The organism is Streptomyces sp. NRRL B-1140 (assembly GCF_001280065.1).
Classification (GTDB): Bacteria; Actinomycetota; Actinomycetes; order Streptomycetales; family Streptomycetaceae; genus Streptomyces.
In genome coordinates, this window is record NZ_LGEA01000089.1 from 92,435 (window position 1) to 116,711 (window position 24,277).

The 24,277-nt window shown below is 71.2% G+C and carries 26 protein-coding genes; 10 read left to right on the top strand and 16 right to left on the bottom strand.

Features of this window, described 5'->3' with window-relative positions; translation table 11 throughout:
* Nucleotides 1–17 precede the first annotated feature (17 nt).
* From ADK65_RS10585 to ADK65_RS10610, 7 genes are all read right to left on the bottom strand, one after another.
* Nucleotides 18–728 carry an SDR family NAD(P)-dependent oxidoreductase gene (locus ADK65_RS10585; RefSeq protein ID WP_159038765.1) on the bottom strand — a complete coding sequence of 237 codons (711 nt, stop codon included), beginning with the start codon at nucleotides 726–728 and terminating at the stop codon, nucleotides 18–20.
* Between the two features lie 29 nt (nucleotides 729–757).
* Nucleotides 758–994 carry a phosphopantetheine-binding protein gene (locus tag ADK65_RS10590; protein WP_053669707.1) on the bottom strand — a complete coding sequence of 79 codons (237 nt, stop codon included), beginning with the start codon at nucleotides 992–994 and terminating at the stop codon, nucleotides 758–760.
* 15 nt (nucleotides 995–1,009) lie between these two features.
* Nucleotides 1,010–2,053, bottom strand: coding sequence for a cytochrome P450 (locus ADK65_RS10595; RefSeq protein WP_159038766.1), 1,044 nt, complete (start codon nucleotides 2,051–2,053; stop codon nucleotides 1,010–1,012).
* 101 nt (nucleotides 2,054–2,154) lie between these two features.
* Nucleotides 2,155–2,619: a hypothetical protein gene (locus ADK65_RS38515; RefSeq protein WP_159038767.1), complete on the bottom strand. Its 465-nt coding sequence runs from the start codon at nucleotides 2,617–2,619 to the stop codon at nucleotides 2,155–2,157.
* A gap of 60 nt (nucleotides 2,620–2,679) precedes the next feature.
* Nucleotides 2,680–4,200 (bottom strand): amino acid adenylation domain-containing protein, encoded by a 1,521-nt coding sequence (locus ADK65_RS10600; protein WP_078955898.1) that lies wholly within the window; start codon nucleotides 4,198–4,200, stop codon nucleotides 2,680–2,682.
* A gap of 66 nt (nucleotides 4,201–4,266) precedes the next feature.
* The gene (locus ADK65_RS10605; RefSeq protein ID WP_053669710.1) at nucleotides 4,267–4,635 is read right to left on the bottom strand and encodes a cupin domain-containing protein; all 369 of its coding nucleotides are present in this window, start codon (nucleotides 4,633–4,635) and stop codon (nucleotides 4,267–4,269) included.
* Between the two features lie 184 nt (nucleotides 4,636–4,819).
* The gene (locus tag ADK65_RS10610; RefSeq protein WP_053669711.1) at nucleotides 4,820–6,049 is read right to left on the bottom strand and encodes an MFS transporter; all 1,230 of its coding nucleotides are present in this window, start codon (nucleotides 6,047–6,049) and stop codon (nucleotides 4,820–4,822) included.
* A gap of 265 nt (nucleotides 6,050–6,314) precedes the next feature.
* Between ADK65_RS10610 and ADK65_RS10615 the strand changes: the two genes are divergently transcribed.
* Nucleotides 6,315–7,172 carry a hypothetical protein gene (locus ADK65_RS10615; RefSeq protein WP_053669712.1) on the top strand — a complete coding sequence of 286 codons (858 nt, stop codon included), beginning with the start codon at nucleotides 6,315–6,317 and terminating at the stop codon, nucleotides 7,170–7,172.
* A gap of 52 nt (nucleotides 7,173–7,224) precedes the next feature.
* On the opposite strand, the gene ADK65_RS10620 is transcribed toward ADK65_RS10615, so the two are convergent.
* Both ADK65_RS10620 and leuA read right to left on the bottom strand, forming a co-directional pair.
* A complete protein-coding gene (locus ADK65_RS10620; protein WP_053669713.1) occupies nucleotides 7,225–8,034 on the bottom strand; it encodes an ABC transporter ATP-binding protein in 810 nt (269 codons plus the stop codon).
* Entirely contained in the window at nucleotides 8,031–9,830 is a 1,800-nt protein-coding gene (gene leuA / locus ADK65_RS10625) for a 2-isopropylmalate synthase (protein ID WP_053669714.1), read from the bottom strand. Before leuA ends, ADK65_RS10620 begins: the two co-directional genes overlap by 4 nt.
* 189 nt (nucleotides 9,831–10,019) lie before the next feature.
* Between leuA and ADK65_RS10630 the strand changes: the two genes are divergently transcribed.
* Nucleotides 10,020–10,709, top strand: a complete 690-nt coding sequence (locus tag ADK65_RS10630; protein ID WP_053669715.1) for a FadR/GntR family transcriptional regulator — start codon at nucleotides 10,020–10,022, stop codon at nucleotides 10,707–10,709.
* Between the two features lie 32 nt (nucleotides 10,710–10,741).
* Nucleotides 10,742–11,527: a thioesterase II family protein gene (locus ADK65_RS10635; protein ID WP_053669716.1), complete on the top strand. Its 786-nt coding sequence runs from the start codon at nucleotides 10,742–10,744 to the stop codon at nucleotides 11,525–11,527.
* Between the two features lie 10 nt (nucleotides 11,528–11,537).
* Here the strand turns inward: ADK65_RS10635 and ADK65_RS10640 are convergent, their stop codons facing one another.
* Entirely contained in the window at nucleotides 11,538–12,419 is an 882-nt protein-coding gene (locus ADK65_RS10640) for an AraC family transcriptional regulator (RefSeq protein ID WP_053669717.1), read from the bottom strand.
* 207 nt (nucleotides 12,420–12,626) lie between these two features.
* Between ADK65_RS10640 and ADK65_RS10645 the strand changes: the two genes are divergently transcribed.
* Both ADK65_RS10645 and ADK65_RS10650 read left to right on the top strand, forming a co-directional pair.
* A complete protein-coding gene (locus ADK65_RS10645) occupies nucleotides 12,627–13,520 on the top strand; it encodes a glycosyltransferase family 2 protein (protein ID WP_053669718.1) in 894 nt (297 codons plus the stop codon).
* 441 nt (nucleotides 13,521–13,961) lie between these two features.
* Nucleotides 13,962–15,950, top strand: a complete 1,989-nt coding sequence (locus ADK65_RS10650) for an AfsR/SARP family transcriptional regulator (RefSeq protein ID WP_053669719.1) — start codon at nucleotides 13,962–13,964, stop codon at nucleotides 15,948–15,950.
* A gap of 46 nt (nucleotides 15,951–15,996) precedes the next feature.
* Here the strand turns inward: ADK65_RS10650 and ADK65_RS10655 are convergent, their stop codons facing one another.
* Together ADK65_RS10655 and ADK65_RS10660 are read right to left on the bottom strand one after the other, a co-directional pair.
* A complete protein-coding gene (locus tag ADK65_RS10655) occupies nucleotides 15,997–17,688 on the bottom strand; it encodes a bifunctional 3'-5' exonuclease/DNA polymerase (protein WP_053669720.1) in 1,692 nt (563 codons plus the stop codon).
* Between the two features lie 54 nt (nucleotides 17,689–17,742).
* Nucleotides 17,743–18,483, bottom strand: coding sequence for a Clp protease N-terminal domain-containing protein (locus ADK65_RS10660; protein WP_053669721.1), 741 nt, complete (start codon nucleotides 18,481–18,483; stop codon nucleotides 17,743–17,745).
* A gap of 205 nt (nucleotides 18,484–18,688) precedes the next feature.
* Here ADK65_RS10660 and ADK65_RS10665 point away from each other — a divergent pair, with 205 nt between their 5' ends.
* Nucleotides 18,689–19,801: a DUF2786 domain-containing protein gene (locus ADK65_RS10665; protein ID WP_053669722.1), complete on the top strand. Its 1,113-nt coding sequence runs from the start codon at nucleotides 18,689–18,691 to the stop codon at nucleotides 19,799–19,801.
* A gap of 17 nt (nucleotides 19,802–19,818) precedes the next feature.
* Here the strand turns inward: ADK65_RS10665 and ADK65_RS10670 are convergent, their stop codons facing one another.
* The 4 genes from ADK65_RS10670 to rpmB form a co-directional block, all read right to left on the bottom strand.
* Nucleotides 19,819–20,343 carry a DUF4232 domain-containing protein gene (locus ADK65_RS10670; RefSeq protein WP_053669723.1) on the bottom strand — a complete coding sequence of 175 codons (525 nt, stop codon included), beginning with the start codon at nucleotides 20,341–20,343 and terminating at the stop codon, nucleotides 19,819–19,821.
* 242 nt (nucleotides 20,344–20,585) lie between these two features.
* Entirely contained in the window at nucleotides 20,586–21,101 is a 516-nt protein-coding gene (locus ADK65_RS10675; RefSeq protein WP_053669724.1) for a hypothetical protein, read from the bottom strand.
* Between the two features lie 167 nt (nucleotides 21,102–21,268).
* A complete protein-coding gene (rpsN, locus tag ADK65_RS10680; RefSeq protein ID WP_053669725.1) occupies nucleotides 21,269–21,574 on the bottom strand; it encodes a 30S ribosomal protein S14 in 306 nt (101 codons plus the stop codon).
* The gene (gene rpmB / locus ADK65_RS10685) at nucleotides 21,574–21,810 is read right to left on the bottom strand and encodes a 50S ribosomal protein L28 (protein ID WP_053669726.1); all 237 of its coding nucleotides are present in this window, start codon (nucleotides 21,808–21,810) and stop codon (nucleotides 21,574–21,576) included. Before rpmB ends, rpsN begins: the two co-directional genes overlap by 1 nt.
* A 63-nt stretch (nucleotides 21,811–21,873) precedes the next feature.
* Here rpmB and rpmG point away from each other — a divergent pair, with 63 nt between their 5' ends.
* The 4 genes from rpmG to rpsR are packed head-to-tail and all read left to right on the top strand — an operon-like array spanning nucleotide 21,874 to nucleotide 23,745.
* A complete protein-coding gene (rpmG, locus tag ADK65_RS10690) occupies nucleotides 21,874–22,038 on the top strand; it encodes a 50S ribosomal protein L33 (RefSeq protein ID WP_053669727.1) in 165 nt (54 codons plus the stop codon).
* A gap of 2 nt (nucleotides 22,039–22,040) precedes the next feature.
* Nucleotides 22,041–22,298: a type B 50S ribosomal protein L31 gene (locus tag ADK65_RS10695; protein ID WP_053669728.1), complete on the top strand. Its 258-nt coding sequence runs from the start codon at nucleotides 22,041–22,043 to the stop codon at nucleotides 22,296–22,298.
* A gap of 4 nt (nucleotides 22,299–22,302) precedes the next feature.
* A complete protein-coding gene (locus ADK65_RS10700) occupies nucleotides 22,303–23,505 on the top strand; it encodes a CobW family GTP-binding protein (RefSeq protein ID WP_053669729.1) in 1,203 nt (400 codons plus the stop codon).
* Between the two features lie 6 nt (nucleotides 23,506–23,511).
* A complete protein-coding gene (gene rpsR / locus ADK65_RS10705) occupies nucleotides 23,512–23,745 on the top strand; it encodes a 30S ribosomal protein S18 (RefSeq protein WP_053669730.1) in 234 nt (77 codons plus the stop codon).
* The last annotated feature ends 532 nt before the right edge of the window (nucleotides 23,746–24,277 follow it).

A 24,277-nucleotide genomic window follows, 5' to 3' on the forward strand; every position in this document is an offset into this window, starting at 1 on the left:
GCCTGCCTTTCTCTGGGTTACAGGACCTTGCGGCTGTAGTTGAAGACCTGACCGGTGGGTCCGTTCGCCGGGAACTCGGCGATGGTGACGATCCACTCCGCCACGGTGCGCGGCGACTTGAGCCAGTCCGTTCCGAAACCCGCGTTGATGGCGCGGATGATCTGGTCGTTCATCTCGCCGTCGAGCCCGGCCATCGTCATGGCGGTGGCCACTGGGCCGGGACGTACCTCGTTCGCCACGACGCCGTCGTCGGCGAACTCGACCGAGCACGAGCGCATCAGGGTGGTCATGGCCGCCTTGCTGGCCGCATACGCCCAGCGTTCGGGCTTGTAGCCGTTCGCCAGGCTCGCTCCGACGAACGTCATCGAGCCGCCGCCGCTCTGCTTGAGCAGCGGAGCCGTCGCCTGGACGAGGTGCAGCGCCGTGCCGACGTTGGTCTCGTATGTGTCGGCCGCCACCTGCCACTCGAGCTTGCCGAGGTCGGTCGGGTCCGGTGAGGCACCGGCGTTGAGTACGACGGCCTTGACCCCGTCCCCTGTGGCAGCGGCCGCGGAGGTGAGCGCGTCCCGCACAGCGTCACCGTCCCGCAGGTCCGCGAGGCAGTCGACGTAGCGGTTCTCCTTCGCGAGGGCGGGGTTGCCGCGCCTCGACAGGCCGATGACGGTGTACTCCCGGCGCAGGAACTCCGTCGCCACGGCCGCGCCGATCCCGGACGAGGTTCCGGACACCACCGCCACCCGAGGGATGTGCTCTTCCATCAGGCTGCCTGGAAGACGGCCATGTCGATGGCCTTGAGGGTGCGCATCGACTCGATGGTGATCACGCCCGGGTCCAGCTTCCGGCCGTGCAGGCGCTCGACCTCGATCACCATCTGGACGAACTGAAGGCTGGTGACCGCGCCCGACTGGATCAGGTCGGTGTCGTCCCGAATGTCGAGTGGCTCGTCGTGCAGGCCGTCGAGCCACTTGCGCAGCGAGGTGATCTTGCTTTCCATTGTGCCCTCTTCCTCTTACCTTGTCCTGAACTCAACGGAAAAGTCGGTGGGATGGGAGAACGACTGGCTCTCCATGCCGAGGCCGTCGCGGGTGATGACCACCTCAGAGCAGCGCTGCGCGATCTCCTCGACGAGCAGCGAGAACTCCGTTTTCGCGAGCATGGCTCCCGGGCATGCGTGTCCTCCGACCGCGAAGGGAATCGAGCCCTTCAGGCTCCTGCCGGTCTGGAATCGGTCAGGGTGGTCGAAGACCCGCGGGTCACGGTTGGCCCCGGCGATCGAGGCGAGTACCGCCGAGTGCCGCGGGACCTCCACGCCTTGAATGGTCAGATCCTCGCTCGCGAACCGGACGATCGTCTGCACGGGCGGGTAGAGCCTCAGGACCTCTTCGATGTAGTCATCCCGTACCGCGTCGTCGCGCAGTTCGTCCAGACTGAAGATGCCGCGTCCCATGCAGTACACGAGTGATGTGATGAACGCGCTGCTGGTCTCGGTGCCGGCCAGGAAGAACAGCAGTGCGGTCGACCGCACTTCGCTGTCGGTCAGCGAGATTCCCTTGCGGTCCCTGGTCCGCTCGATCGTCTCCAGCAGAGACTGCGCGCCGGCGGTCCTGGACGCCCTCTGTTCTTCGATCAGCCGCAGCAGTTCGGCCGCGTTGGCGTGCGTCTCGTCGGTCTCCTGGGTGGGGTAGTCCAGAAGCCGCGCCAGCGGGCGGGTCAGAGTGTGGAATCGGTTTTCCAGTGAGGCGTCGATGCCGAGGATCGTGCACACGATCCCGTACGGGACCTTGTGCGCGAAGGAGTTGTAGAAGTCGTCGGTTTCGATGCCCGCGATGCTGTCGACCAGGGCGTGGACGAGTCCTGGCATCAGCGACTCTTTGTACTCGGCGATGCGTCCCGCGGAGAGAATCGGGGCCATGAGGGCACGGAATGCCCTGTGGCTCGGGCCGTCGGCGTCGAGCACGTTGGGACCGAAGGCGCGTGCGCTGGCCTTGAGCGGATGCTCGGCCACGATCTTGGGGTGAGCGAGCGCCTCCTGCACAGCGGCGTTGCCGGTCACGGCGAACAGCCCCCCGTCCAGCCGGTGCACGTCAGCCCCCGCCGGCAACTGCCGGTACCAGTACGCACGCGACACAAGGCGCGCCGGGGACTCGCTGGTCGCTACGCCGGGCATGTCACATGCCCCCCGACGCCCAGCCCGCTGATCCCGGCCAGCAGCCGCATCGCCGCCAGCCATTCCGCGTTGGTCAGCCCCATGGAACCTGGTTCCGTGTAGAACGCCGTGAGCGAACCGTCCCTGCCGTCGGCCCCGTGGATTTTGCAGTGGAAAACAGCCTGTCCTCGAACTCCACTGAGAGGTACGGGAGGTACGGCTTCTCTTCCGGCAACGCCGACCAGTCCGTCGGTGCCGAGAGCCAGGCTGCCGAATACGATGGCTACTTCCGGGGTGAGATTACGCCGGATCAGTTCGTAGGTGAGTTTGAGGCGCTCTACGGGATCGTGCTGTGTCCGGTACCGGTCGAGGAGGGCATTCGCTGCCTCTTGGACCTGCTCGATTCGGCGTTTGCTCTGGATGGATTCGAGCGCGACAGAGAACTTTTCTTCCGTGCGGTTTTTGGTACTCACGTTCTGATTCCTTGCCTCTGCACGGCGATTACACCTTGGTTCGGAAGTCCGGGCGGGCGCTCAGTTGTTGTAGCCGAAGCGCGCCGAGAGTTCCGTCTTGTTGATTTTGGTGTTTTCGAGAAGCGGCATCGAGGAGACGAAGTGCACCTTGGACGGCACCATGTAGGCGGGCAGTGTCTCTCCGAGAAGGCCCCGCATTTCCGGCTCGCTGATGGCCCTGTCGGGCATCTCTGCGAACAGGACGATGCGCGTTGTTCCGCTGCGGTCGGGGAGAGGCAGGATGACCGATCGCGTACTCCCCAGGGCCCGGGCCGCCGACTCGATCTCGGCCGGTTCTATTCGATGCCCGGCGATTTTGATCTGAGCGTCCTTCCGGCCGGCGAAATGAAGGACGCCGGACTCGTCCATCCAGCCCTGGTCGCCGGTCAGATAGACCGGGGTCTCCTCCTCGCCGGCGGTGATGTGCCGGAAGGCGGCCGCCGTCTGCTGGGGTGCGTCCAGATAGCCGAGGGCGAGACCTGTCCCGCCGATGACGACGTCACCTGTCTCACCTCGCTGAACGGGAGCGCCGTCACGGATGACGTGCAGCTCCGTACCAGGCACGGGAAGGCCCGCCGGGATGCCCGGCCCCTGGTCGGTGTCGTGCCTCGTGATGCGGTGCACCGTGGCGAACACACAGGACTCGACGGGGCCGTAACCGTTGTACAACTCGATGTCCGGACAAGCGTCGAGGAGCTTGCGGCAGTTCGCGGGGGACGGCTTGTCCCCGCCCAGGAGCACGGCGCGCAGACCGCTCAGGCAGTCGATGTCGCCACCCGCGATCACGTCGAAGAGTGACGGCGTGAGGAAGAGGTGGGTGGCACCCAGATCGCGGACATAGGCGCGGATCGAGGGCGGCAGGAGGAGATCGTCCTCGTGCACGACGGCGGTTCCGCCGCTGAGGAGCATGCCCCACAGTTCCAGCGTGAAGGCGTCCCAGGCGACCGCTGCCGCGTGGATCATCACAGGGCGTTCGCCGAAGTCCATGAAGCCGTTCGGGGTGAACAGTCTCGTCGTGGCCCGGTGCGGAGACATCACCGCCTTGGGAGTGCCGGTGCTCCCCGACGTCCAGAAGAGCGTGGCGCAGGCGTCCGGCGGGACATGGGGCAGACCGGCCGGCGCCGCGGGCGGGGTCGTCCGCTGCAGGGCTTCGAAGGTGGTGTGGCTGGTCCGTGCCCGGCGGAGGTGGGCGGAGCCCGCGGAATCGGCGAGCACGACAGGGGGCCGCATGGTGCGCAGCAGCCGGGTGATGCGAGGGATCGGCCACCTCACGTCGAGGATGCCGTAGGCGCCGCCGGCCATGAGTATGCCGAGAAGGACGGCGGCCAGGTCAGGTGACCTGCGGGCGACGACGGGGACGATGCTGCCGGGCCGCACTCCCCGGCTGATCAGCCGGTGAGCGATCCGACGGGATTCGGCTTCGAGTTCCGCGTAGGTCACCGCTCTCTCGGCGGTGACGACGGCATTTCGCTCCGGGAATTTCCGTGCGACGTGAGTGAATGCCTCGTGAATCGTTACTTCTGTATTTTCCCTGCCACGCATGGTGCTATGCACGGTCGATCCCCCGTCGGCGTGTCGTGGACAAGCGGTGAGTCCTTCAGGAAGTTCTCAGCTGAATATCATCGACGACGGGACGATCGAACCGGGAGCGAGGTCGAGCCGCGGAGGGGCGGAGAATTCCAGTAGAACGGCCCCTTCCTCTCCGACGAAGGTGGCCGTGTGCCGCTGGCGGGAAGGGATGTAGGCGACGTCGCCGGCGTTCAGTTCATACTCGGTTCCCTCGCAGACGAAGCGGATGGAACCCTCCGTGACCACGACCCACTGCTCGTTCTCGTGCCAGTGCGGCGGGAGGTTCAGGTCTCCGGACTGATCGGCGACCACCTTGAGGCAGGACATCTCCTGGCCGAACGCGAAACGCCGAGCGAGTGCGATACCTTCGGCCTTCAGTTCCTCGTGGTCGTCCCAGTTGATCTTCACGGTGTGCCCCTTTATGGATATGCGGGTTTGGCGGTCCAGAATCTATTGCCACTGCGTGGCATTGCTTTTCCGAGCCAGACCAGACGGTACGTAACGGCGCAGTTGCTTTCAATGGCCATCTCATATTCCGGGCACTTGATTGGGGAATCGGTGAGGGTTCCCTGTTGCGAATTGGCTGAGATGACTATTGCGTACTACTGGTATTCGTTGCATCGACCGGTTCCGGCGAGGGCGCGTCAGGTGAGGCCAGGACACGGTCGGGAAGGCGGAGCGCCATGACGACAGGGGCGACGAATACGAGCAGCAGCGCGTAGAAGGCGGCCCGCAGACCGCTCGAATCGGCCAACCACCCGAACGCGGGGGAGCACAGGCCGCCCGCCGCCATGGCCATACCGAGCGTCAGGCCGCTGGCCGTGCCCGGGCGGTTGGGCAGGTAGTCCTGCCCCAGGGTCACCTGAGCGGCGAAGGGCAGGAACATGGCCGCGCCGAACAACGTGGCGCTGGCCACGAGGACGGGGAACGCCGGGGCCCAGGCGATGCCCAGCAGTGCTGGAAGTGCCACCAGGTAGCCGATCCGCACCGAGGTCATCCTGCCGTACCTGTCACCCACCCAGCCGCCCAGCAAGGTACCCACGGCACCGGCTGCGGTGTAGCTGGTGAGTGTGGCGGCGCCCGCCGCCGTGGATTGGCCCAGATCGCGCTGCGCGTGCAGGGACACCAGGGAGGTGACCGTGACGAAGGGGATGGACCACCCGACGATGACGGCCACCAGACGGCCGAAGGCGCGCCAGTCGTCGGTTTGCCGCGCGGGGTCCGCTGCAGGCTTCGTCGATGCGGCGGTCACCGAGGGAGCCGCCTTCGTGTAGCCCCGGCGCCGCATCCACGGACCCTTGAGGGCCCACAGGATCGCCATGATGAGGGCGGGGGCGGCCAGCAGGTAGCTGCCGTCGAATCCCACCGACCCGATCACGAGGGTGACGAGCGACGGCGCTACGGCGCCGCCGACCGTACCGCCGACGGAGAACACGCTCATGGCTTTCTGGGAGGAGCCGCCGGCGGCGCGGGCCTGGCTTGTCGCGGGCGGGTGGTACGCCGCGATACCGATCCCCGCAAGGGCGACGCACAGCCAGGTGACCATGTAGTTTCCGGCCAGTCCGGCCATGACCACACCCAGGGCGGCGGTGGTGAACCCCGCCGGAACGAGCCAGGGGCGGGACTTGCGGTCGGAGATCACGCCGAACAGCGGCTGGAACAGGCTCGAGACGCCGCTCGCCGCGAACGCCAGGCCGGAGACAGCGGCGTAGCTGTAGTGACGCTCGGACATCAGGAACGGCAGCATCGCGGGGATCGCGCCCTGGTACAGGTCGTTGACCGTGTGTGTGCCGGTCAGGAAGCCGAGTTGTCCTTTTTTCATCGAAACGTCTGTCCCGTTCGCTGTAGTGCGCTGCAGGACCCCTCAGGTACTCAGGTCCTCTGAGGTGTACCTTAGCGACTGCGGCGGAGCACGGAAAGCCCACTCCAGCAAGGGCGTTGACCACGGCGTACGCGCCACACGCCGTTCGCCCCCCCGCTGCCCGCCGCCCGCCGGAAAGGGCGCGGCCCGCCCTCGGGGCATGTCGCCACGGCGCTGCCCCGACGGGGTTCTCTGCCGATGAGGCACTCACGCGAAGGAGCTTCCGATGAGCGTAAAGACCGGTGTCCGCGTGTCCGAAGGACTCGTTGCACTGGAGGAGGAGCCGACACGGCTCGCCGAGACGCTGGACCGCGTCTGCACGCGGTGGGCCGAGGAGTCGGGCGCTGTCGCACTGACCGTGCCCCCACTGTTGCCGGTCACCGACCTCGCGGTGCTCGACGTCTACCGCAACTTTCCCCAACTCGCGCTCGTGTCATCGTCCCTGGACGTCGCCACGGCAGGCGCGGAACCGATCGCACAGGAGGCCGTCCTCGGTGAGTTCCGTCCCGATTCGCTGCGCGCGGCAGGCCTCGCACTTCCCTCCAGTGCCTGCTACGGCGTGTACCTCCACCACCGGAACCGGCAGGTGCCGCACGAGGGAGCACTGGTGACCCTGGTGGGACAGTGCTTCCGCAACGAGGACCACTTCGACGGGCTGCGCCGCCTCAAGGCGTTCCGGATGCGGGAGGTCGTGGCCCTGGGACCCCCGGAGCACGTCACGGCGCACCTCGATCGGTCGGCTCGCTTCCTGGACGCTCTGGCCGGTGAGATCGGTCTGCCGCTGGAACGCCGAGCGGCCTCCGACCCCTTCTACGACCGGTCGGGAGAGCGTGCCACCTTCCAGCAGATCGTTCCGGTCAAGCACGAGTACGTCTATCAGGGCCTGGCGATCGCCTCGGTGAACACCCATCACACCTTCTTCGGCGAGCGGTGCTCCATATCGCTGCCCGGCGGCGGCCCGGTCTCCACGAGCTGCGTCGGATTCGGCATCGAGCGGTGGCTCCACGCCCTGGCGGTTCACTTCGACGGGGACTGGGATCAGGCCCAAGGCGCCGTCGAGAAGGCCGGGAAGGCATTGGGCTGAGGCCTGGTCGCGGTGGTACCGCCGACGGGGCGGTACCACCGCGACACCCTCCTCAGCCGGAGTGTGCTCTGACCGGACGGTCGGCTCGTACGCTCCAGCGTCCGTCGACGCGGGTGAGGCGGATGGGGTGGTCGAAGCACTTGCTGACCTGGTCGCTGGTCAGGACCTCGTCGGCGGGGCCGGAGGCCAGACAGCGCCCGTCACGCAGCAGCATCACGTGGCTCGTCCCCGGGGGCAGCTCCTCCAGATGGTGAGTGACCAGGACCGACGCGAGATCCCTGTAGGTGTGCTGCAGTGTGTCCATCCGCTCGATGAGCTGTTCGCGGCCGGCGACGTCCAGACCGGTCGCGGGCTCGTCGAGCAGCAGGAGCTCCGGACTGGGCATGAGCGCCCGGGCGATGAGCGCACGGCCTCGTTCCCCCTGGGACAGGGTCGGCCATCGCGCCTCGTGGCGATCGCCGAGGCCGAGCAGATCGATGAGGCGGTCCGCCGTCGCGACCTGGTCGGGTGCCGGGCTCCAGCGCGGCACGCGCTCGATGGTGTTGGTCAGCCCGGTCAGGACGACGTCCCGGACCTTGAGGGGCGAGCGCAGATCGTGCCGCGGGTTGACGTGGCCGACGTGGGAACGCAGTTGGCGCATGTCGACCCTTCCCAGCCGGTGCCCCAGTACCTCGACCGTGCCGCGGGTGGGGTGCGCGAGCGCTCCGAGGAGACCGAGCAGTGTGCTCTTGCCCGCCCCGTTGGCACCGAGCAACGCCCAGTGCTCCCCGGCTCGTACGGTCAGTGACACGTTCTCCAGGATCCGGTTGCCGTCGCGGACGACGTCCACGTCCTCGACGCGGAGCACCGGGCCCGCGTTCACGAGGAGGCCCGTCCGGAGCGGTTGACGGCGGCCATCACGGCGTGGACCGAGGCGGTCAGCACGGAGGTGTCCCAGCCCGCCCCCCAGCACGTGACGCCGTCCACGCGGCACTCCGCGTAGGCGACCGCGGGGCTGCCCGGCCCCGTGGTGGTGGAGTGTTCGGTGTAGCCGAGGATGTCGACGGTGATCCCGACGGTGCGCAGGGCGTCGGCGAGGGCGGACAGCGGTCCGTTGCCGGTGCCCTGGCAGGGGTGTTCCTGCCCGTCGGCGCGCAGCGTGCAGGTGAATCGGTGCTCGCCGGGCACCGGTTCCGTGGTCTGCCAGGCGGCCAGGGCGACCGGTCCGTCCAGGGCCGGGTTGATGTAGGTGGTGCGGAAGAGCTCCCACAGCTCCTTGTGGGACAGCTCCTGACCGGTGGCATCGGTGACGTGCTGCACCGCACGGGAGAAGTCCGGGCGCATCGCGCGGGGCAGGTCCAGGCCGTGGTGGGTGTGGAGGAGGTGGGCGATGCCTCCCTTGCCGGACTGGGAGTTGATGCGGATGACTTCCTCGTACGTGCGGCCGATGTCGCTGGGGTCGATGGGCAGATACGGCACCGCCCACGGAGCCTCTCCGGCGGGGACGCCCTGCTCGGCGGCCTGCTTGGCATGGTGCGCCATGCCCTTGGCGATGGCGTCCTGGTGGGTGCCGGAGAAGGCCGTGTGCACGAGGTCGCCGCCGTAGGGATGGCGCGGGTGGACCGGCAGCCGGTTGCAGTGCTCCACCACCTCGCGCACCGCGTCGATGTCGGAGAAGTCGATCATGGGGTTCACGCCCTGCGCGTACAGGTTGAGGGCCAGGGTCACCAGGTCGACGTTGCCCGTGCGCTCGCCGTTGCCGAACAGACAGCCCTCGACACGCTGGGCCCCTGCCAGGACGGCGAGTTCGGCACAGGCGACGCCGGTGCCGCGGTCGTTGTGCGGATGGACCGAGAGGATCACGGACTCACGGCGCGCCAGGTGACGGTGCATGTACTCGATCTGGTCCGCGTACACGTTGGGAGTGGCGATCTCCACCGTCGCGGGCAGGTTGTGGACGACCGGCCGGTCCGGGCTCGCCTCCCACAGCTCGGTCAGGCTGTTGCACACCTCCAGGACGAAGTCCGGCTCCGTGAGGTTGAAGACCTCGGGTGAGAACTCGAACCGGATGTCGGCACCCGGCCGCCCCTCGGCACGGCGCAACAGGTACGTGGCGGCGTCCAGGATGAGGTCGTGGACTTCGGCGCGGGAGCGGTCGAGGACGACGTCCCGCCAGGTGGGCGCTGTCGCGGTGTAGAGGTGCACGAGCGTGCGGGGGAGCCCTTCGACGGAGGCGATGGTCCGGTCGATCAGATCCCGGCGGGCCGCGGTGAACACGGAGACGGTCACGTCGTCGGGCACGGTGCCGCTGTCGGCCAGGTGCCGTACGAAGTCGAAATCGGTCTGGCTGGCGGAGGGGTAACCTACCTCGATCTCCTTGAACCCCATGGTGACCAGGAGATCGAACATCCGGCGCTTGCGCTCGGTGTCCATCGGCTCGGCCAGCGCCTGGTTCCCGTCACGCAGGTCGACCGGCACCCACAGCGGGGCTTGCTCGATCCGGCGCGACGGCCAGGACCGGTCGGTCAGCGGCAGGGCGACTCGCTGCTCCGCGGGCCGGTAGCGGTGATGGGGCATCGCGCTCGGACGCTGCGGGTTCCAGCGCGGAGCATCCACCGGGACGTCCCCGGAGGGTGTGCGCAGGGTGGGGAACACCGTGTTCTGGAAGGAGGAAGCCATGGTGCAGAACTTCTTTCAGTCGGCCATCCGAAATGACCGGCGCAGCCCGGCACCCCGCTGCGGGGTGCCGGTCATGTCAGGCCCCGCAGCGGCAGCCGAGGAGAAGGAGCTCGTGCAGCAGCATGGGGGTACAGTAACGACAACTCAGCTCCTCAGACAACCCGAGAGGTGTGGAAAGGTGAACCGCACATGTCACTAGGTGCCTTGCGACCGTCCCCCCTGGTCGAGCAGGCCACTCAGCACCTGCGCGAGCAGATCACCGGCGGTGAGTGGGCCGTGGGGGCGAAGCTCCCCGGCGAGACCGCCCTCGCCAAGACCCTCGGCGTGGGGCGCTCCACCGTCCGCGAGGCGCTCCGCGCGCTGGCAGGCGCCGGGCTGGTGCAGGCGCGCCAGGGATCCGGTGTCTTCGTCATCGCGACCAAGCCCAAGGAGGACTGGTCCACCCAGCTCCGCCAGGCGGTCATCACCGATGTCTACGAAGTCCGGATGCTCATCGAGGTGGAAGCGGCGCAGCTGGCCGCGCAGCGCCGCACCGAAGAAGACGTCGTCGCACTCCAAGAGGCTCTGATCAGGCGCCGCGACGCCGCGAACGCCGGCAACGCCGCGTTCGTCGAGGCCGACATCGCCCTGCACGAGGCCGTGGTCGCCGCGGCCCACAACCCGGTGCTCACCGGCTTGTTCACCGAGTTCGTCCCCGTGCTGCAACGACGGCTGCTCGATCTGGTCGAACTGCTCAGCCTCCGCTCCGACGATCCGAACCATGGCGACGAGGGGCACGCCGTACTGGTGAACGCCGTTGCGCGGGGAGACGCCGAAGCGGCCGGACGTGCGCTGAAGGACGAGCTGAAGCAGACACTCGCACTGCTCCACTCCCTCTGACCACGTCGGTTCTCCCGGAGAAGGCGGTAGCCATGCTCGATGCCGGCCCGTGGATACGGTGCTTCCCCGCCGTCGCACCGCCCGCTACACCGTGGACCGTCCTCTTCTTCCCGCACTCGGGAGGCTCCGCCGGTTCGTACCAGCACCTCGCGGCGCGGGTGACCGGCATGGCCCGGGCGGCGTGCGTCCTGTACCCGGGCCGGGCGGAGCGCCGGCAGGAGCCCCTCTTCACCGATGTCCACGTTCTCGCGGATCAGATCGCCGAAGCGCTCACCGAGGTGCGCGGGGACGGACCGATGATCTTCTTCGGTCACAGCCTGGGGGCGGCGGTGGCGTACGAGGTCGTCCGGCGTATGCCCAACCAGCGGCGGATCGTCCTCGTGGCCTCCGGCCACCCCGCCCCCTCCTGTATCAGGCTGCCCGCCCTGGACTTCGCGGGTGACGGCCCGAAGGACCCCGATGAGCCGGTCGTCGAACTGATCAGGTCACTGGGTGGCGTCGACGCCGAAGTTCTGGACCATCCGGTGCTGCGCGCCATGTTCCTGCCCGTCATACGCAGTGACCTCATGGCGCACAGCCGCTACGTCCCCGGTGCCGACTCGGCCGTCAGCTGCCCGGTCATCGCACTGATGGGAGCCGCGGACCCCTTCACCACCGCTCCCGCCGTACGGGCGTGGCGGCGGCACACCTCCTCGACGCTGCGCGTGCACACGCTTCCCGGAGGTCATTTCTTCACCGATGAGAACGCCGGGGACGTGGTGGACATCCTGCGCGAAGTCCTTCTCCCGACGGGTGCGAAGCCGTGCGGGCCGCCCTGACGACCTGCGCTCAGTGACTCACCTCCCGCTCCACCGGAAGCCACAGCTCCGCGTCCGCCTCCCCGCCGTCCGGTGACAGGCGGGTGCGCAGGATCTCCGGGCCGGGGCGGGTGCGGTAGGGGTTGGACGGGAACCACTCGGTGTACACGTCGTGCCAGAGGCGCTGGATCGCCTCGGGGGCCGGGCCCGACGTGGTGAAGACCGCCCAGGTGCCCGGCGGGACCGGGAGGACGGTGGTGCCCTCGGGTGCCGGAGCCGGAGCCGCCTCCGAGGTGATCACGGCGTGGTAGTAGTCCAGTTCCGTGCCCTCCGCGCGGCTCGGATCCAGGTCGTCGCAGACCGCGACGAGGCCCTGCGGCTCCTGGTCGGAGCGTTTCTGCAGGACGTCCAGGGCCGGCTTGTCGAGGCTGCGGACGAAGTCGATGATCGCCTGGTTCGGGCCGGAGTGGATCAGGGGGATCCGGGTCTTGAAGCCTGTGACGGTGAAGGCCGGGCGGTCCACGACGCGGTAGTGCATGCTGCTGCTCCCTTCGACGGTGAGGCGGAAGGTCAACCGGGGCTGGGAGACGAGCGCCGCGCCGGTGCGCCGGGCCTCGCCCGGGCCCACGCCGTGCATCGCGCGGAACGCCCGCGCGAACGCCTCGCCGGAGCCGTAGCCGTAGCGGACCGCGATCTCCAGGAGCGTCGCGTCCCCCGCCAGCACCTCAGCGCCCGCGACCGTCAGCCGACGGCGGCGGATGTACTCCGACAGCGGCATGCCGGCCAGGGCCGAGAACATGCGGCGCAGGTGGTACTCCGAGGTGCACGCCGTACGCGCCAGTTCCGCCGCGTCGACGGTGTGTCCGAGGTCCCGTTCGATCCGGTCCATCGCCCGGTTGAGCCGGTCCAGCACGTCCGGTCTCCTTCCTTTCGTGCCCTCACGCTAGGCAGTGCGTGCCCTGCCGCACCCGACATCCTGTGCCCGTTCCGGTCGGGTCCCGCCCCGCGCCGAACGGCGTAGGCACACCACCGTCCGGCAGGCGTCCGCAAGACGTCCCTACCGTGAACGGCTAGCATCGCCCGTCGATCAGTCAGCTGCCGACCGGTACGAGGTGAGGACATGGGGGCGCCCAGGATCGCCGTCGCCGTGGTGACGATGGGCAATCGACCCGACGAGGTCGACGCCCTGCTGGAGTCCGTGGCCAAACAGGACGTGCCGCCCGAGCGGATCGTCGTCGTCGGCAACGGCTGCCCGCTGCCCGATTTCGCCGGCAGGCTGTCGCTGCCCGGCGAGGTCACCACCGTCGAGCTCGACGAGAACGTCGGCTGCCCGGGCGGGCGCAACGCCGCCCTGGAGCGGCTGCGGGAGTTCGGCGACATCGACGTCGTGGTGGATCTGGACGACGACGGACTGCTCGTCGACCCCGACGTGCTGCGTCGCGTGCGGGACCTCTTCGCCGCCGACGAGCGGCTCGGCATCGTCGGCTTCCGCATCGCCGACGAGCTCGGCGAGACGCAGCAGCGGCACGTGCCCCGCCTCGGCAACTCCGACCCCCGCCGCGGTGGTTACGTCACCGGCTTCCTCGGCGGCGGACACGGGCTGCGGATGACGATGCTCGACGAGGTCGGCGACTGGCCCGCCGAGTTCTTCTTCGCGCACGAGGAGACCGATCTCGCGTGGCGGGCGGTGGATGCCGGATGGCGGATCCTGTACGCGCCCGAGCTGCTGCTCCGGCACCCCAGGACCTCGCCCGCACGGCACGCCATCTACTACCGGGTGAATGCCCGCAACCGGGTCTGGCTGGCCCGGCGCCGGCTGCCGCTCGCGCTCGTGCCCGTCCATCTGGGCGTGTGGGTGCTGCTCACCCTCGCCCGCACCCGGTCGGGCGCCGGGCTGCGCGCGTGGTTCGGCGGATTCGTGGAGGGCGTACGGGAGCCGGCGGGGGAGCGGCGGCCCATGCGGTGGCGGACGGTGTGGCGGCTGACCCGGCTGGGACGTCCGCCTGTCATCTGACGTGCTGCCCGTCTCTTCTCACGTGCGGCCCCTCTTTTGACGTACCGCCAGGCATCCGACGTGCACGTCGTCCGACGCGTCGGCGGAGTCCGGCCTACCGGGTGACCGGTCGCGCCGGAAAGAGGAGTGGGTCCCGGCCGTTCACCTCGTCGGCCGGGACCCGGACCCGGCCGCGGCGGCGACACTCCCCCGAGTTGCGCGTCCAGACGCGCGCACCGGCGGGCCGGATCCGATGGAGTGATCACATCAGGCTTTGCCAACGGATCGCTAACATGTGGCCAATGCTTCGCCGTTGCGTCATCCGCCGATCGGCCGGAAGTCGCCGAACCGAGGCGGAGGACGGCCGGGGCATCGGCTGATTCCGACGCGGCAGGTGAGGCCGGGTGGCGAAAATCCGTCGCCCAGGGGCGGAAACCCGCCACGGCGGGATGCACGGGGGGGATGCGCGCGATGATGCGGTTCGGGCTGTTGGGCCCACCGGTGCTGTTCCACGACGGTCACGGCAGGCCCGGCAGTGAGGCCAGGCCCGTCGCAAGCGCCAAGTCCCGCGCGCTGCTGGCCACCCTGCTCCTCGAGGCCGGACGGGTCGTCTCCGCCGAAGCGCTCGAGGACGCGCTGTGGAGCGGGGCGCCGCCCGTTTCCGCCCGGGCCTCGCTGCACAATCACGTGGCCCGGCTGCGGCGGATGCTGGACGACCCCGGGCGGCTGCGCACGGTCCCGTCCGGCTACGTACTGCGGCTGGACGAGGGCGAGCTGGACGTCCACGTCTTCGACGGACACGTCTCCGCCGCGCGTGCCGCGCACACCGGGCAGGCCTGGGAGCGGGTCGTGCGCGCGTGCACGGCGGCGCTCGGGCTGTGGCGGGGCGCGCCGCTCGCCGGGCTGCCGCCCGAGGTGGGCGGGTACGCCTTCGCGCAGCGGCTGTGCGAGGCCCGGCTGCTGCTCCTGGAATGGCGCTACGACGCCGAGCTGGCGCTGGGCGGGCCGCGGCTGCACGAGCTGGTGCCGGAGCTGACCGCGCTGACCGGCGAGTACCCGCTGCGGGAGGTCTACCACCGGCAGTTGATGCTCGCCCTGCACCGCACCGGCCGTCAGGCCGAGGCCCTGACCGTCCACCGGGAGCTGCGCAACCGCCTCGTCGGCCGGCTCGGCATCGAACCGGGGGCGGGGGTGCGGCAAGCGCATGTGGAGGTGCTGCGCGGGGCCGTGGGCGACGGTGGTGCGGGGGAGCCGGGTGACAGCGGCGAAGTGCCGGTGCGTCCGGCCGGGACGTCCACCGGTGAACCGGGCCGGCCGGTGCCTCCGCCCGCCCAACTGCCCCCGTCACCCACTCACTTCGTCGGCCGCGCCGCCGAACGCGACGGTCTGCACCGCGCGCTCACGGCGCCGGGCCCTCATCCCGTCGCCGTCATCAGCGGCATGGCCGGCGTCGGCAAGAGCGCGCTCGCCCTGCACATCGCCCACCAGGTGGCGGAACGTTTCCCCGATGGGCAGGTGCACCTCGACCTGCACGGCGCCACCCCGGGCATGCGGCCTCTCACCCCGGCCCAGGCGCTCACCGCACTGCTGCATCACCTCGGAACCGAGCCCTGCCGCATCCCCGGGCAGCCGGACGCCGCGGCCGCGTTGCTCCGGTCACTGCTCGCACCGGCCCGCACCCTTGTGGTGCTGGACGGCGCCGCGAACGCCGCGCAGGTACGGCCGCTGCTGCCGGGTGGTGCCGGGTGCGCGGTGATCGTCACCAGCCGTTCGCCGCTGACCGCCCTCGACGGCGCGACCCGGTTCCCGCTCACTCCTCTGCCGGACGAGGAGAGCGCCGAACTCCTGCGCGGTGCCTCGGGACGCGACGGTCTGCAGGGCACGGACGCCGCCCGGCTCCTCGTCGAGCTCACCGGCGGGCTCCCGCTGGCCCTGCGGGTCCTCGCCGCGCGGCTCGCCGCCCGCCGGGCCCTGACGCCCGAGACGCTCGCCCGGCAACTCGCCACCGCCGAGGGGCGCTTGCGCCACCTGGAGTACGACGACCTGAGCGTCCGCCGCTCCCTGGCCGCCGCGTACGACGCACTCGCCGCCTCCGAGCGGGAGGCCGACCGCGACGCGGCCCGCACCCTGCGCGGTATCGGCACGCTCGACCGCCCCGCCTACGGCGTCCCGCTTCTCGCCCGGCTCACCGGCATCGGCGAACCCCGCACCGAGGCGGCCCTGGACCGCCTCCTCGACGTGGCCCTGCTGGAGGAGACGACGTACGGCCGTTACGCGCCGCATGCCCTGGTGCGCGATTTCGCCCGTGAACGGGCCGGAGAGCGGAGCGCCGTCGACACCGCCGGCCCGGCGCCGAACTGGTACGCCGCCGTCGCCGAGCAGGTCCTCGCCGCGGCCGTGGGACCCGGCCCCGACCAAGGCGACACCCCGGCGGGGTCCGCGGCCGCCTGAACGACCACGGACCGCTGTGGCGCAAGTCCCGGCGGCTCTCCGGTGATCACTTGGCGTCGGCGTAGCACTCCACCACGGCCGTCGTGAACGGGAATCGCACCGGCGTCTCCCCGAAGGTCAGCCGCCCGGCCAGGGCCGCCGCCTCGCGGATCGCCGCCACGACCGTCTCGGCCTCCTCCGCCGGGCAGTGCACGATCACCTCGTCGTGCTGGAAGAAGACCAGCTCGGCCGCCAGCTCCGAGCAGGTCCTGCGCAGCGCGGCGAGCAGCAGCAGCGCCCAGTCGGCGGCGCTGCCCTGGACGACGAAGTTGCGGGCGAAGCGGCCGCGGGCGCGCGCGTTGGTGGAGGCGTAGCCGGGCACCCACGCGGCGTTGTCGTCGGACGGGTCCGCCGCGGCGGCCGGGATGCCCGCCTCCTCGGTCGCGTCGTCCGTCCCCCGGGCCGCCGGCGGGCAGGTCCGGCCGAGCCAGGTCCGCACGAGCCGGCCCTCCTCACCGGCCCGGGCCGCGTCGTCGACGTACGCCACGGCCCTGGGGAAGCGGCGTCTGAGCGCCGCGAGATTCTTCAGGCCGTCGCCGGAGGTCTGGCCGTACACCGCGCCGAGCACGGCGAGTTTGGCCTGCGAGCGGTCGCCGGAGAAGGCCCGGTCGGAGACCGCCTGGTACAGGTCGCTCTCCCGCCCGGCCACCTCCATCAGGCCCGGGTCGCGGGAGATCGCGGCGAGGACGCGCGGTTCCATCTGGTCGGCGTCGGCGACGACGAGCCGCCAGCCCGGGTCGGCGACCACGGCCCGCCGGATCACCTTCGGGATCTGGAGCCCGCCCCCGCCGTTGGTGACCCAGCGGCCGGTGACCGTCCCGCCCGCCAGGAACTCCGGCCGGAAGCGGCCCTCGCGGACCCAGTCCTGCAGCCAGGACCAGCCGTGGGCGACCCAGATGCGGTACAGCCTCTTGTGCTCCAGCAGTGGTTTCACGGCCGGATGGTCGACCGACTCGATCTCCCACTTACGGGTCGAGGAGATCTTGATTCCGGCCTGCGCGAAGGCCTTGACCACGTCGGCGGGCAGGTCGGGGCGGACCCGGCGGCCGAACGCGGTGGACACCTCCTCGGCCAGCTCGGCCAGGCGGCGGGGCTCGCCGCCGCCCGCGTACCGCTCGCCCAGCAGGTCGTGCAGCAGCGTGCGGTGCACCTCGGCGCTCCAGGGCAGCCCGGAGCGGTTCATCTCGGCCGCCACCAGCATGCCCGCCGACTCGGCTGCCGTGAGCAGCCGCATGCGGTCGGGGTGCTCGGCGCCGGCGTGCCGCCGCTGCTGCCCGGCGTAGACCGCCAGGAGGTCCGCCAGGGGCAGCGGGACGCCCCGAGGCTCGAACAGGGAGGACTGGGAGCCCGGCTCCGCCGACCGCTGCGGCGGATCGGGCGGTACGGGGCCGCCGCGCAGCCGGGCCAGGGCGGCCGCGGCCGAGCGTGGTTCCCCGTACCGCCCCTCGTGGCCGAGGAGGAGCGTCTCGGCGGCCTCGATGTCGTAGCACCGCTCGACTCGCACCCCCGTGGCGAGCAGGCGCGGGTAGACCTCGGCGGTGGACCGCCACACCCATCGCGTGACGCCGGGACGGCTCCGCACGGCCTGTGCCGCGTCCGCCTCCCGCCGTACCGGTCCGGCGGGCAGCCCGTCCGGGCCGAGGGGGGCGACGTCCACGCCACCGTCCTCGGCCGGGGCGAGCGCCCAACGGTCGGCCATGCGGTGAGTGTGACAGGAGGGTCTGACACTGCCTCCTGCCGCCGTCGGCGCGGCTCAGGACTCGTCCGGCACGTCCTTCTGCGCCTGCACGATCTTCTCCAGGGCCTCGGCCACGAACCGCTCGGTCCGCTCCTTGCCGATGCCCAGGCCGCTGAGGACCCCCTGGCCGTTCTCGTGCTCCAGGAGGGCGAGCAGGATGTGCTCGGTGCCGATGTAGTTGTGGCCGAGGCGCAGGGCCTCGCGGAAGGTGAGTTCCAGGACCTTCTTGGCGGCCGGGCCGTACGGCACGAGCTCCGGGGCGTCCTCGGCGGCCGGCGGGAGCGCCGCCGTCGCCGCCGCGCGGACGGTGTCGAGGGAGACGCCCTGGTCGACGATCGCCTTCGCGGCGAGTCCCTCCGGTTCGGCCAGCAGACCGAGGACGAGGTGTTCGGGCAGGCCCTCGGCGTTGTGCGCAGCCTTGGACGCGTTGTGCGCCGCCATCACCACGCTGCGGGCGCGCGGCGTGTACCGGTTGAAGCCCTGGCTCGGGTCGAGATCGGCCGACTCCTTGGGCACGAAGCGCTTCTGGGCGGCCTGCCGGGTGACGCCCATGCTCTTGCCGATGTCGGTCCAGGACGCGCCGGAGCGCCGGGCCTGGTCGACGAAGTGGCCGATCAGATGGTCGGCCACGTCGCCCAGGTGGTCCGCGGCGATCACCGCGTCCTGGAGCTGGTCGAGCGGCTCCTGGTGGACCTTCTTGATGGCCGCGATGAGGTCGTCGAGACGGACGGATGACGTGGTGTCGGGGTTCGTCATGTGTCAACCGTAGGTTGCGCTATCGGGAGTGTCAACCGCGAGTTGACACCGTATGTGGCCACTGCGGCGAGGTCGCCACCCGACACACCGCGAACCCCGTGCAGGCCATCCCGGAGACGGACAGGCGCGGACGGGCCGAACCGGGGAGCGGGATGCGGGGGGCCGGGGTGCCGGGCACCCCGGCAGGCCGTGGCACCATCGGCCCGTGAGTACGTCCAGCACCGTCGACCGCGCGTTCGCAGCGGCCCTCTACGAGACCGGCGAGACGGCCCTCGACACCGGCGCCTCCCTGCTCGCCTCCGACCCGGCGGCGGACACCGAACTCGACCGGCGCGGACAGGAGTTCGTGGCGGCGGCCTGGCGGCGCGGCTGGCAGCCGGCGGACGTCGTACGGATCGTGCGGCGCGAGCTGGACGACCTGCACGTGCTCCTCGCGGCGGCGCTGATCCGAGCCCAGGCGCCCGGCGACGTGCCCCGGGGCCGCCGCTGGAACGGGCAGCTCGCGGACCTCCCCGCCGACGCCCCGCCCCGCACCGACCGCTTCTCGTACGCGACAGCCGCGCTGGAGCTGTACCGCCTGCTGCTGCGCTTGCCCGCCCTGGAGGCCCTCGACGAGACGCGCGGAGCGGCGCCCGGGGAAACAGGGGGCGAGGCGCGCATGCTCACCCGCATCCGCGCCCTGCTGGCCAAGGCGGAGGCGACCGGGTTCCCGGAGGAGGCGGAGGCGCTCAGCGCCAAGGCGCAGGAGCTGATGGCCCGGCACAGCGTCGACGAGGCGCTTCTCGCGGCGCGAGCACCCTCGCCGGACACGCCGGGGGCCTGCCGGATCGGGGTCGAACCGCCGTACGAAGAGGCCAAGGCGGTGCTGCTGGACGCCGTCGCCCGCGCCAACCGCTGCCGGGCGGTGTGGAACGAACCCCTCGGCTTCTCCACCGTCGTCGGCTTCGAGACCGACCTGGAGGCGGTGGAACTCCTCCACACCTCGCTCCTCGTGCAGGCCACGACCGCGATGACGAAGGCGGAGGCCGCGCAGCGTGCGGGGGGCCGCAAGCGCACCAAGACGTTCCGGCAGGCGTTCCTCGCGGCCTACGCCCACCGCATCGGCACCCGGCTGGCGGCGGCCGCCGAGACCCAGGTGACCGGCGAACTGCTCCCGGTCCTCGCCTCCCGCGAGGTCGCCGTCACCGGGCGGCTGGAGCGGATGTTCCCGGAGACGACCACGACCCGGCTGCGCGGGGTGCGCGACGCGGAGGGCTGGACGCAGGGCGCGCAGGCGGCGGACCGGGCCCGGGTCCGCCACCGGCCGCCGCTGCGCTGACCTGCCGTCGGGGCCCGTCAGTCGCCCGACGTCTCGAAGCCGCTCACCGAGGGCTTCTCGTCCGCCCATGCGACCGCGCCGTACGACCACGCCAGCTCGTGCGCGGTCTTGGTGTCGCCGGGCAGGGTGAAGGACGCCTTGCGCACGTCGAGGCTCTCCGCGGAGCCCGCCTCGCCCCGGACGTAGGTGATCGTGAAGGACGTGGTGGCGCCCTTCCCGAGGGTCAGCGACGGGGCCTTGGCGCCCTCGTCCGGAGAGACGGACGTCGTCTTGTCGTCGGCCAGCAGGTCCACGCCCGGGAAGCCCTTCAGCGTGCACTGCTTGCCCTGGTTGGTGAGCGTGACGGTGACGGTGCCGGTGTCGCCGGCGGCCGGGGCGGCGGCGGCACCGACCTTCACTCCCATGTCGCCCAGCGCACAGGCCGAGTCGCTCGGCCGGTCCGCGTTCTTGACGTCGTCACCACCGGACTTGTCGTCGCTGCAGCCGGTCAGCAGGACCGTAGCGGCGAGGGCGGCGGCGAGGGTGAGGGGGTAGGTGCGCATGAGGTCCTCTGGACGTGTCGAACGAAAGCGGCATCGGGCCCCTGGATCATCACGCACCCGCGCACCGCACGGCCACGCACCCCCTGCGATTCCCCCGAACGCCGGACTCCGGTGCGTAGGCGTGGTAACCCCATGAGCCGACGTCCCCGACGCGCCCCTCGCCCCGGAGGGGCCCCGGCGCCGACGGGCCCGGGCCTCCGGTCAGCCAGGCCTCGGCTGTCGCCAGGTCCGTAGGCCGTGCGTCAGCCGAGGCTTGCCGTCGGCAGGCCCGTCGGCAGTTTGCCACCCTCGGCCTTCGTGTAGGTCTCCGCGCCGAGGCCGCCCTCCCAGGTGACCTTCAAGCTGTTCTCGTCCACCGAGTCGACCATGCCGGTCGCCCGGTCCTTGGAGCCGTCCGTGCACTTCAGGCGGATCATCCGCATGCCGGACTCCTCGCCCGCGGTGCCGCTGCACACACTGCCGCCGGTGGCGAACAACGCCGCCTGCTTGCCGGTGATCACCAGGGCCACGGCCTTGCCACCGGTCGTCGCGAGCCAGCTGCCCGCCAGCGGACCGCCGGACGATGCGCCGGCACCGGAGCCGGAGTCTCCGCCCGCCGGGGCGGACGCCGAGGCCGACGGGGAGGGGCCGGCGGACGCGTCGTCGCCCGAGTCGCCGCCGCTGCTGCACGCGCTCAGCACGAGCGCGCCCGCCAGCCCCGCCGCCGCGGCAGCGACGCGCACGGCATTGGAGCGGCGCGAGAAGATCACCGAAGTCACTGCAAGCCCCCAAGCTGTAGCCGGCCGACCGGCCCGGACGGCACCGGCCGGCCCGTGGCCGGAACGATCGCAGCAAGCTACCAGGGCCGGTCAAGAGCCCCCGGGAACGCCCCTTACCAGGACGACAGGACGACTCGCCCCTCCGGCGGACGTCCCGGGAGCGCCCCTCACCAGCTCGACTTGCGCACCCCGGGCAGATACCCCGCGTGCGCCTGCTCCCGAAGACTCACCCGGGACAGCCCGAACGCCCGGAAGTAGCCGCGCGGCCGGCCGTCCACCTGGTCGCGGTTGCGTACGCGCGTGGCGCTCGCGTCGCGGGGCTGCCTGCGCAGCTCCGCCTGCGCGGCGAGCCGTTCGGCCCGGGTCGACGACGGCCGCCGGATGATCTCCTTCAGCTCGGCCCGCCGGGCGGCGTACCGCGCGACGATCTCCTGCCGCCTGTCGTTCTTCGCGATCTTGCTCTTCTTCGCCATCAGATCCTCACTCCCCGGGCGCGGATTCGGGCGACGGCCGCCTCGATCCCGATCGTGTCGACGGTCTTGATCCCCCTGGTGCTGAGCCGGAGCCGGACGTGGCGGCCCTCGCTCGGCAGCCAGTACCGCTTGGACTGGATGTTGGGGTCGAACCGGCGGGGCGTGCGCCGGTGGGAGTGGGAGATGCGGTTGCCGAAGCCCGGCTGTGTCCCGGTCAGCATGCAGTGCGCGGACATGGTGGTGACGTACCTCTCTGCCTAGACAGTGGAAATGGATTTCATTTTCAGTATCATAGCGGCATGGCACGCAACGAACTCCGTCCGGTCATCAAGCTCCGGTCCACCGCCGGGACCGGCTTCACCTACGTGACCCGCAAGAACCGCCGCAACGACCCGGACCGCATGACCCTGCGCAAGTTCGATCCGGTCGTCGGCCGTCACGTCGACTTCCGAGAGGAGCGCTGACCATGCGCGAGGGAATCCACCCGGAGTACGGCCCCGTCGTCTTCCGCGACCGTGCCGCCAACTACGCCTTCCTCACCCGCTCGACCCTGTCCGCCACGGCGGGCGAGAAGACGATCGAATGGGAGGACGGCAACACCTACCCGGTCGTCGACGTCGAGATCTCGGACGTCAGCCACCCCTTCTACACCGGCACGGCCCGCGTCCTGGACACCGCCGGCCGCGTGGAGCGCTTCGAGCGCCGGTACGGAAAGAAGGGCTGATCCCGTGGCTGTCCCCCCTGGGCTGCCCGTCGTGATCGTCGGCGGGCTGCACGCCGACGCCCGCAGGGCGGCCGTCGCGCGGCTGCTCGCCGACGTGCCCGGCAGTGTCGTCCTCCACCACGACCTGTCGACGGCCGCCGCGGGCACGGTCATACGGACCATCCGAGACGCCACCGGTGTCCTCGACGCGGGGGAGGCGCCGCTCGTCAACGACTGCGCGTGCTGTGCTCTGCGGGAGGATCTGGTGCCGGAGCTGGAGCGCCTGCGGGACGCCGGATCCGCCCGGCTCGCCGTCGTCGAGCTGTGGGACTCCGTCGAGCCCAAGGCCATGGCCGAGGTCGTCACGGCGGGCGGGCTCACCGTCACCGGCGTGATCACGGCCGTCGACCCGGCCCTGGTCCTGCCGTACCTCGGCAACGGCGACGACCTCGCCGACGCCGGTCTCGCCGCCGCCGCGACCGACCAGCGCACGGTCGCCGACACCTTCGCGCGTCAGCTGGAGTACGCCCCCGTCCTCGCCGTCGCCGACTCCCCGGAGGCCGACGACGAGGACCACGAGCTGCTCGCCCAGCTGCACCCGACGGCCCGTCGGGCCCCGGTCGGGCCGGGGTCCCCATCGGACCGGGCCGACGACGGCCTGACCGTCCCGGCACCGCGCAGGCGTCCGCTCTCCCCCCTCGCCGACGCCGCCCTGGCCGGCTTCGACGTCGAGGCGGCCGCCGCCGCGCAGCACCCGGCCTGCGCGCTGCTCCCCGCCGAGGCCGACGCGCACGGCGTCTCCACCCTGGTGTGGCACCGGCGCCGCCCCTTCCACCCGGAGCGGCTGTACGCCGCGCTGGAGGACCTGACCTGCGCGGCCGCCCGCAGCCGGGGCCGGTTCTGGCTCGCCGACAAGCCCGACACGCTCTTCCACTGGGACGCTGCGGGCGGGGCCCTGTGCGTGGAGAGCGCGGGCCCGTGGCTGGCGTCCCTCCCGGACGCGGCCTGGGAGATGGTCCCGCCGGTACGCCGTGCCGCCGCCGCGCTGGACTGGCACCCCGAGCACGGGGACCGCGGCCAGCACCTGGTCTTCACCTCGCCCGGCCTCGACCGGGACGGCCTGGAACGGCTGCTGGAGTCCTGCCTGCTGACCGACGCCGAGTACGCCGCCGGCCCCGATGCCTGGCAGCGCCTGCCGCATGCCTTCGACACCCTCCTGGAGGTCTGACCCGCCATGCCCCGCAAGCCCGACCGCAAGCCCGCCAAGGACCGGCCCAACCCCCTGGACCAGGCCGGGATCACCTACATCGACTACAAGGACACCGACCTGCTGCGGAAGTTCATCTCCGACCGCGGCAAGATCCGCAGCCGTCGCGTCACCCGGGTGTCGTCCCAGCAGCAGCGGCAGCTGGCCAGGGCCATCAAGAACGCGCGCGAGATGGCGCTCCTGCCGTACGCAGGCCGCTGAGGCCGAGCCCGCCGGGTCAGGGTGAGGTTCCCCACGCTTGACGGGCGGTGGAACCATCTGCGGGTGCCGCCACGGGGCCGGGGCAACGCCGCCCGTCGTGCGGCGTCGTGACGCCCGGCGGGCCGTCAGGACCGGGCCGGACGCCCGTCGGACCGGCCGCGCGGCGGCGTTTTCGCGAGCCGTTCCGGGGTGCTCCCGGTTGCGGTGCGCGCGGGTCGCCGGGGCTGCGGGCCCGAGCGGGTGTCCGGCGATGGTCCGAGCCGGGCACCGGCCACCAGGACGACCCCGGTCTCCTGCGACCGGCCCATTTCTCCTCGTCCTCGCAGGCCGCGGCCGCCTTCCGGATGCGGGTCGGCCAGTCGAACGCCTTTCGGGCGGCCGTGCGTCTCAGCTCTCGCTTCGCCGGTGCGGTCCCCGCGCCGCCGCCTCGCCCCGGAGCCGAGCGGATGCTCCGCCTCCACCGGACCTCCCCGAACCGGGCCACTTCGGCGCAGGCCGCAGGGAACGAGAGGCGGGGACGGGCCGTCAAACA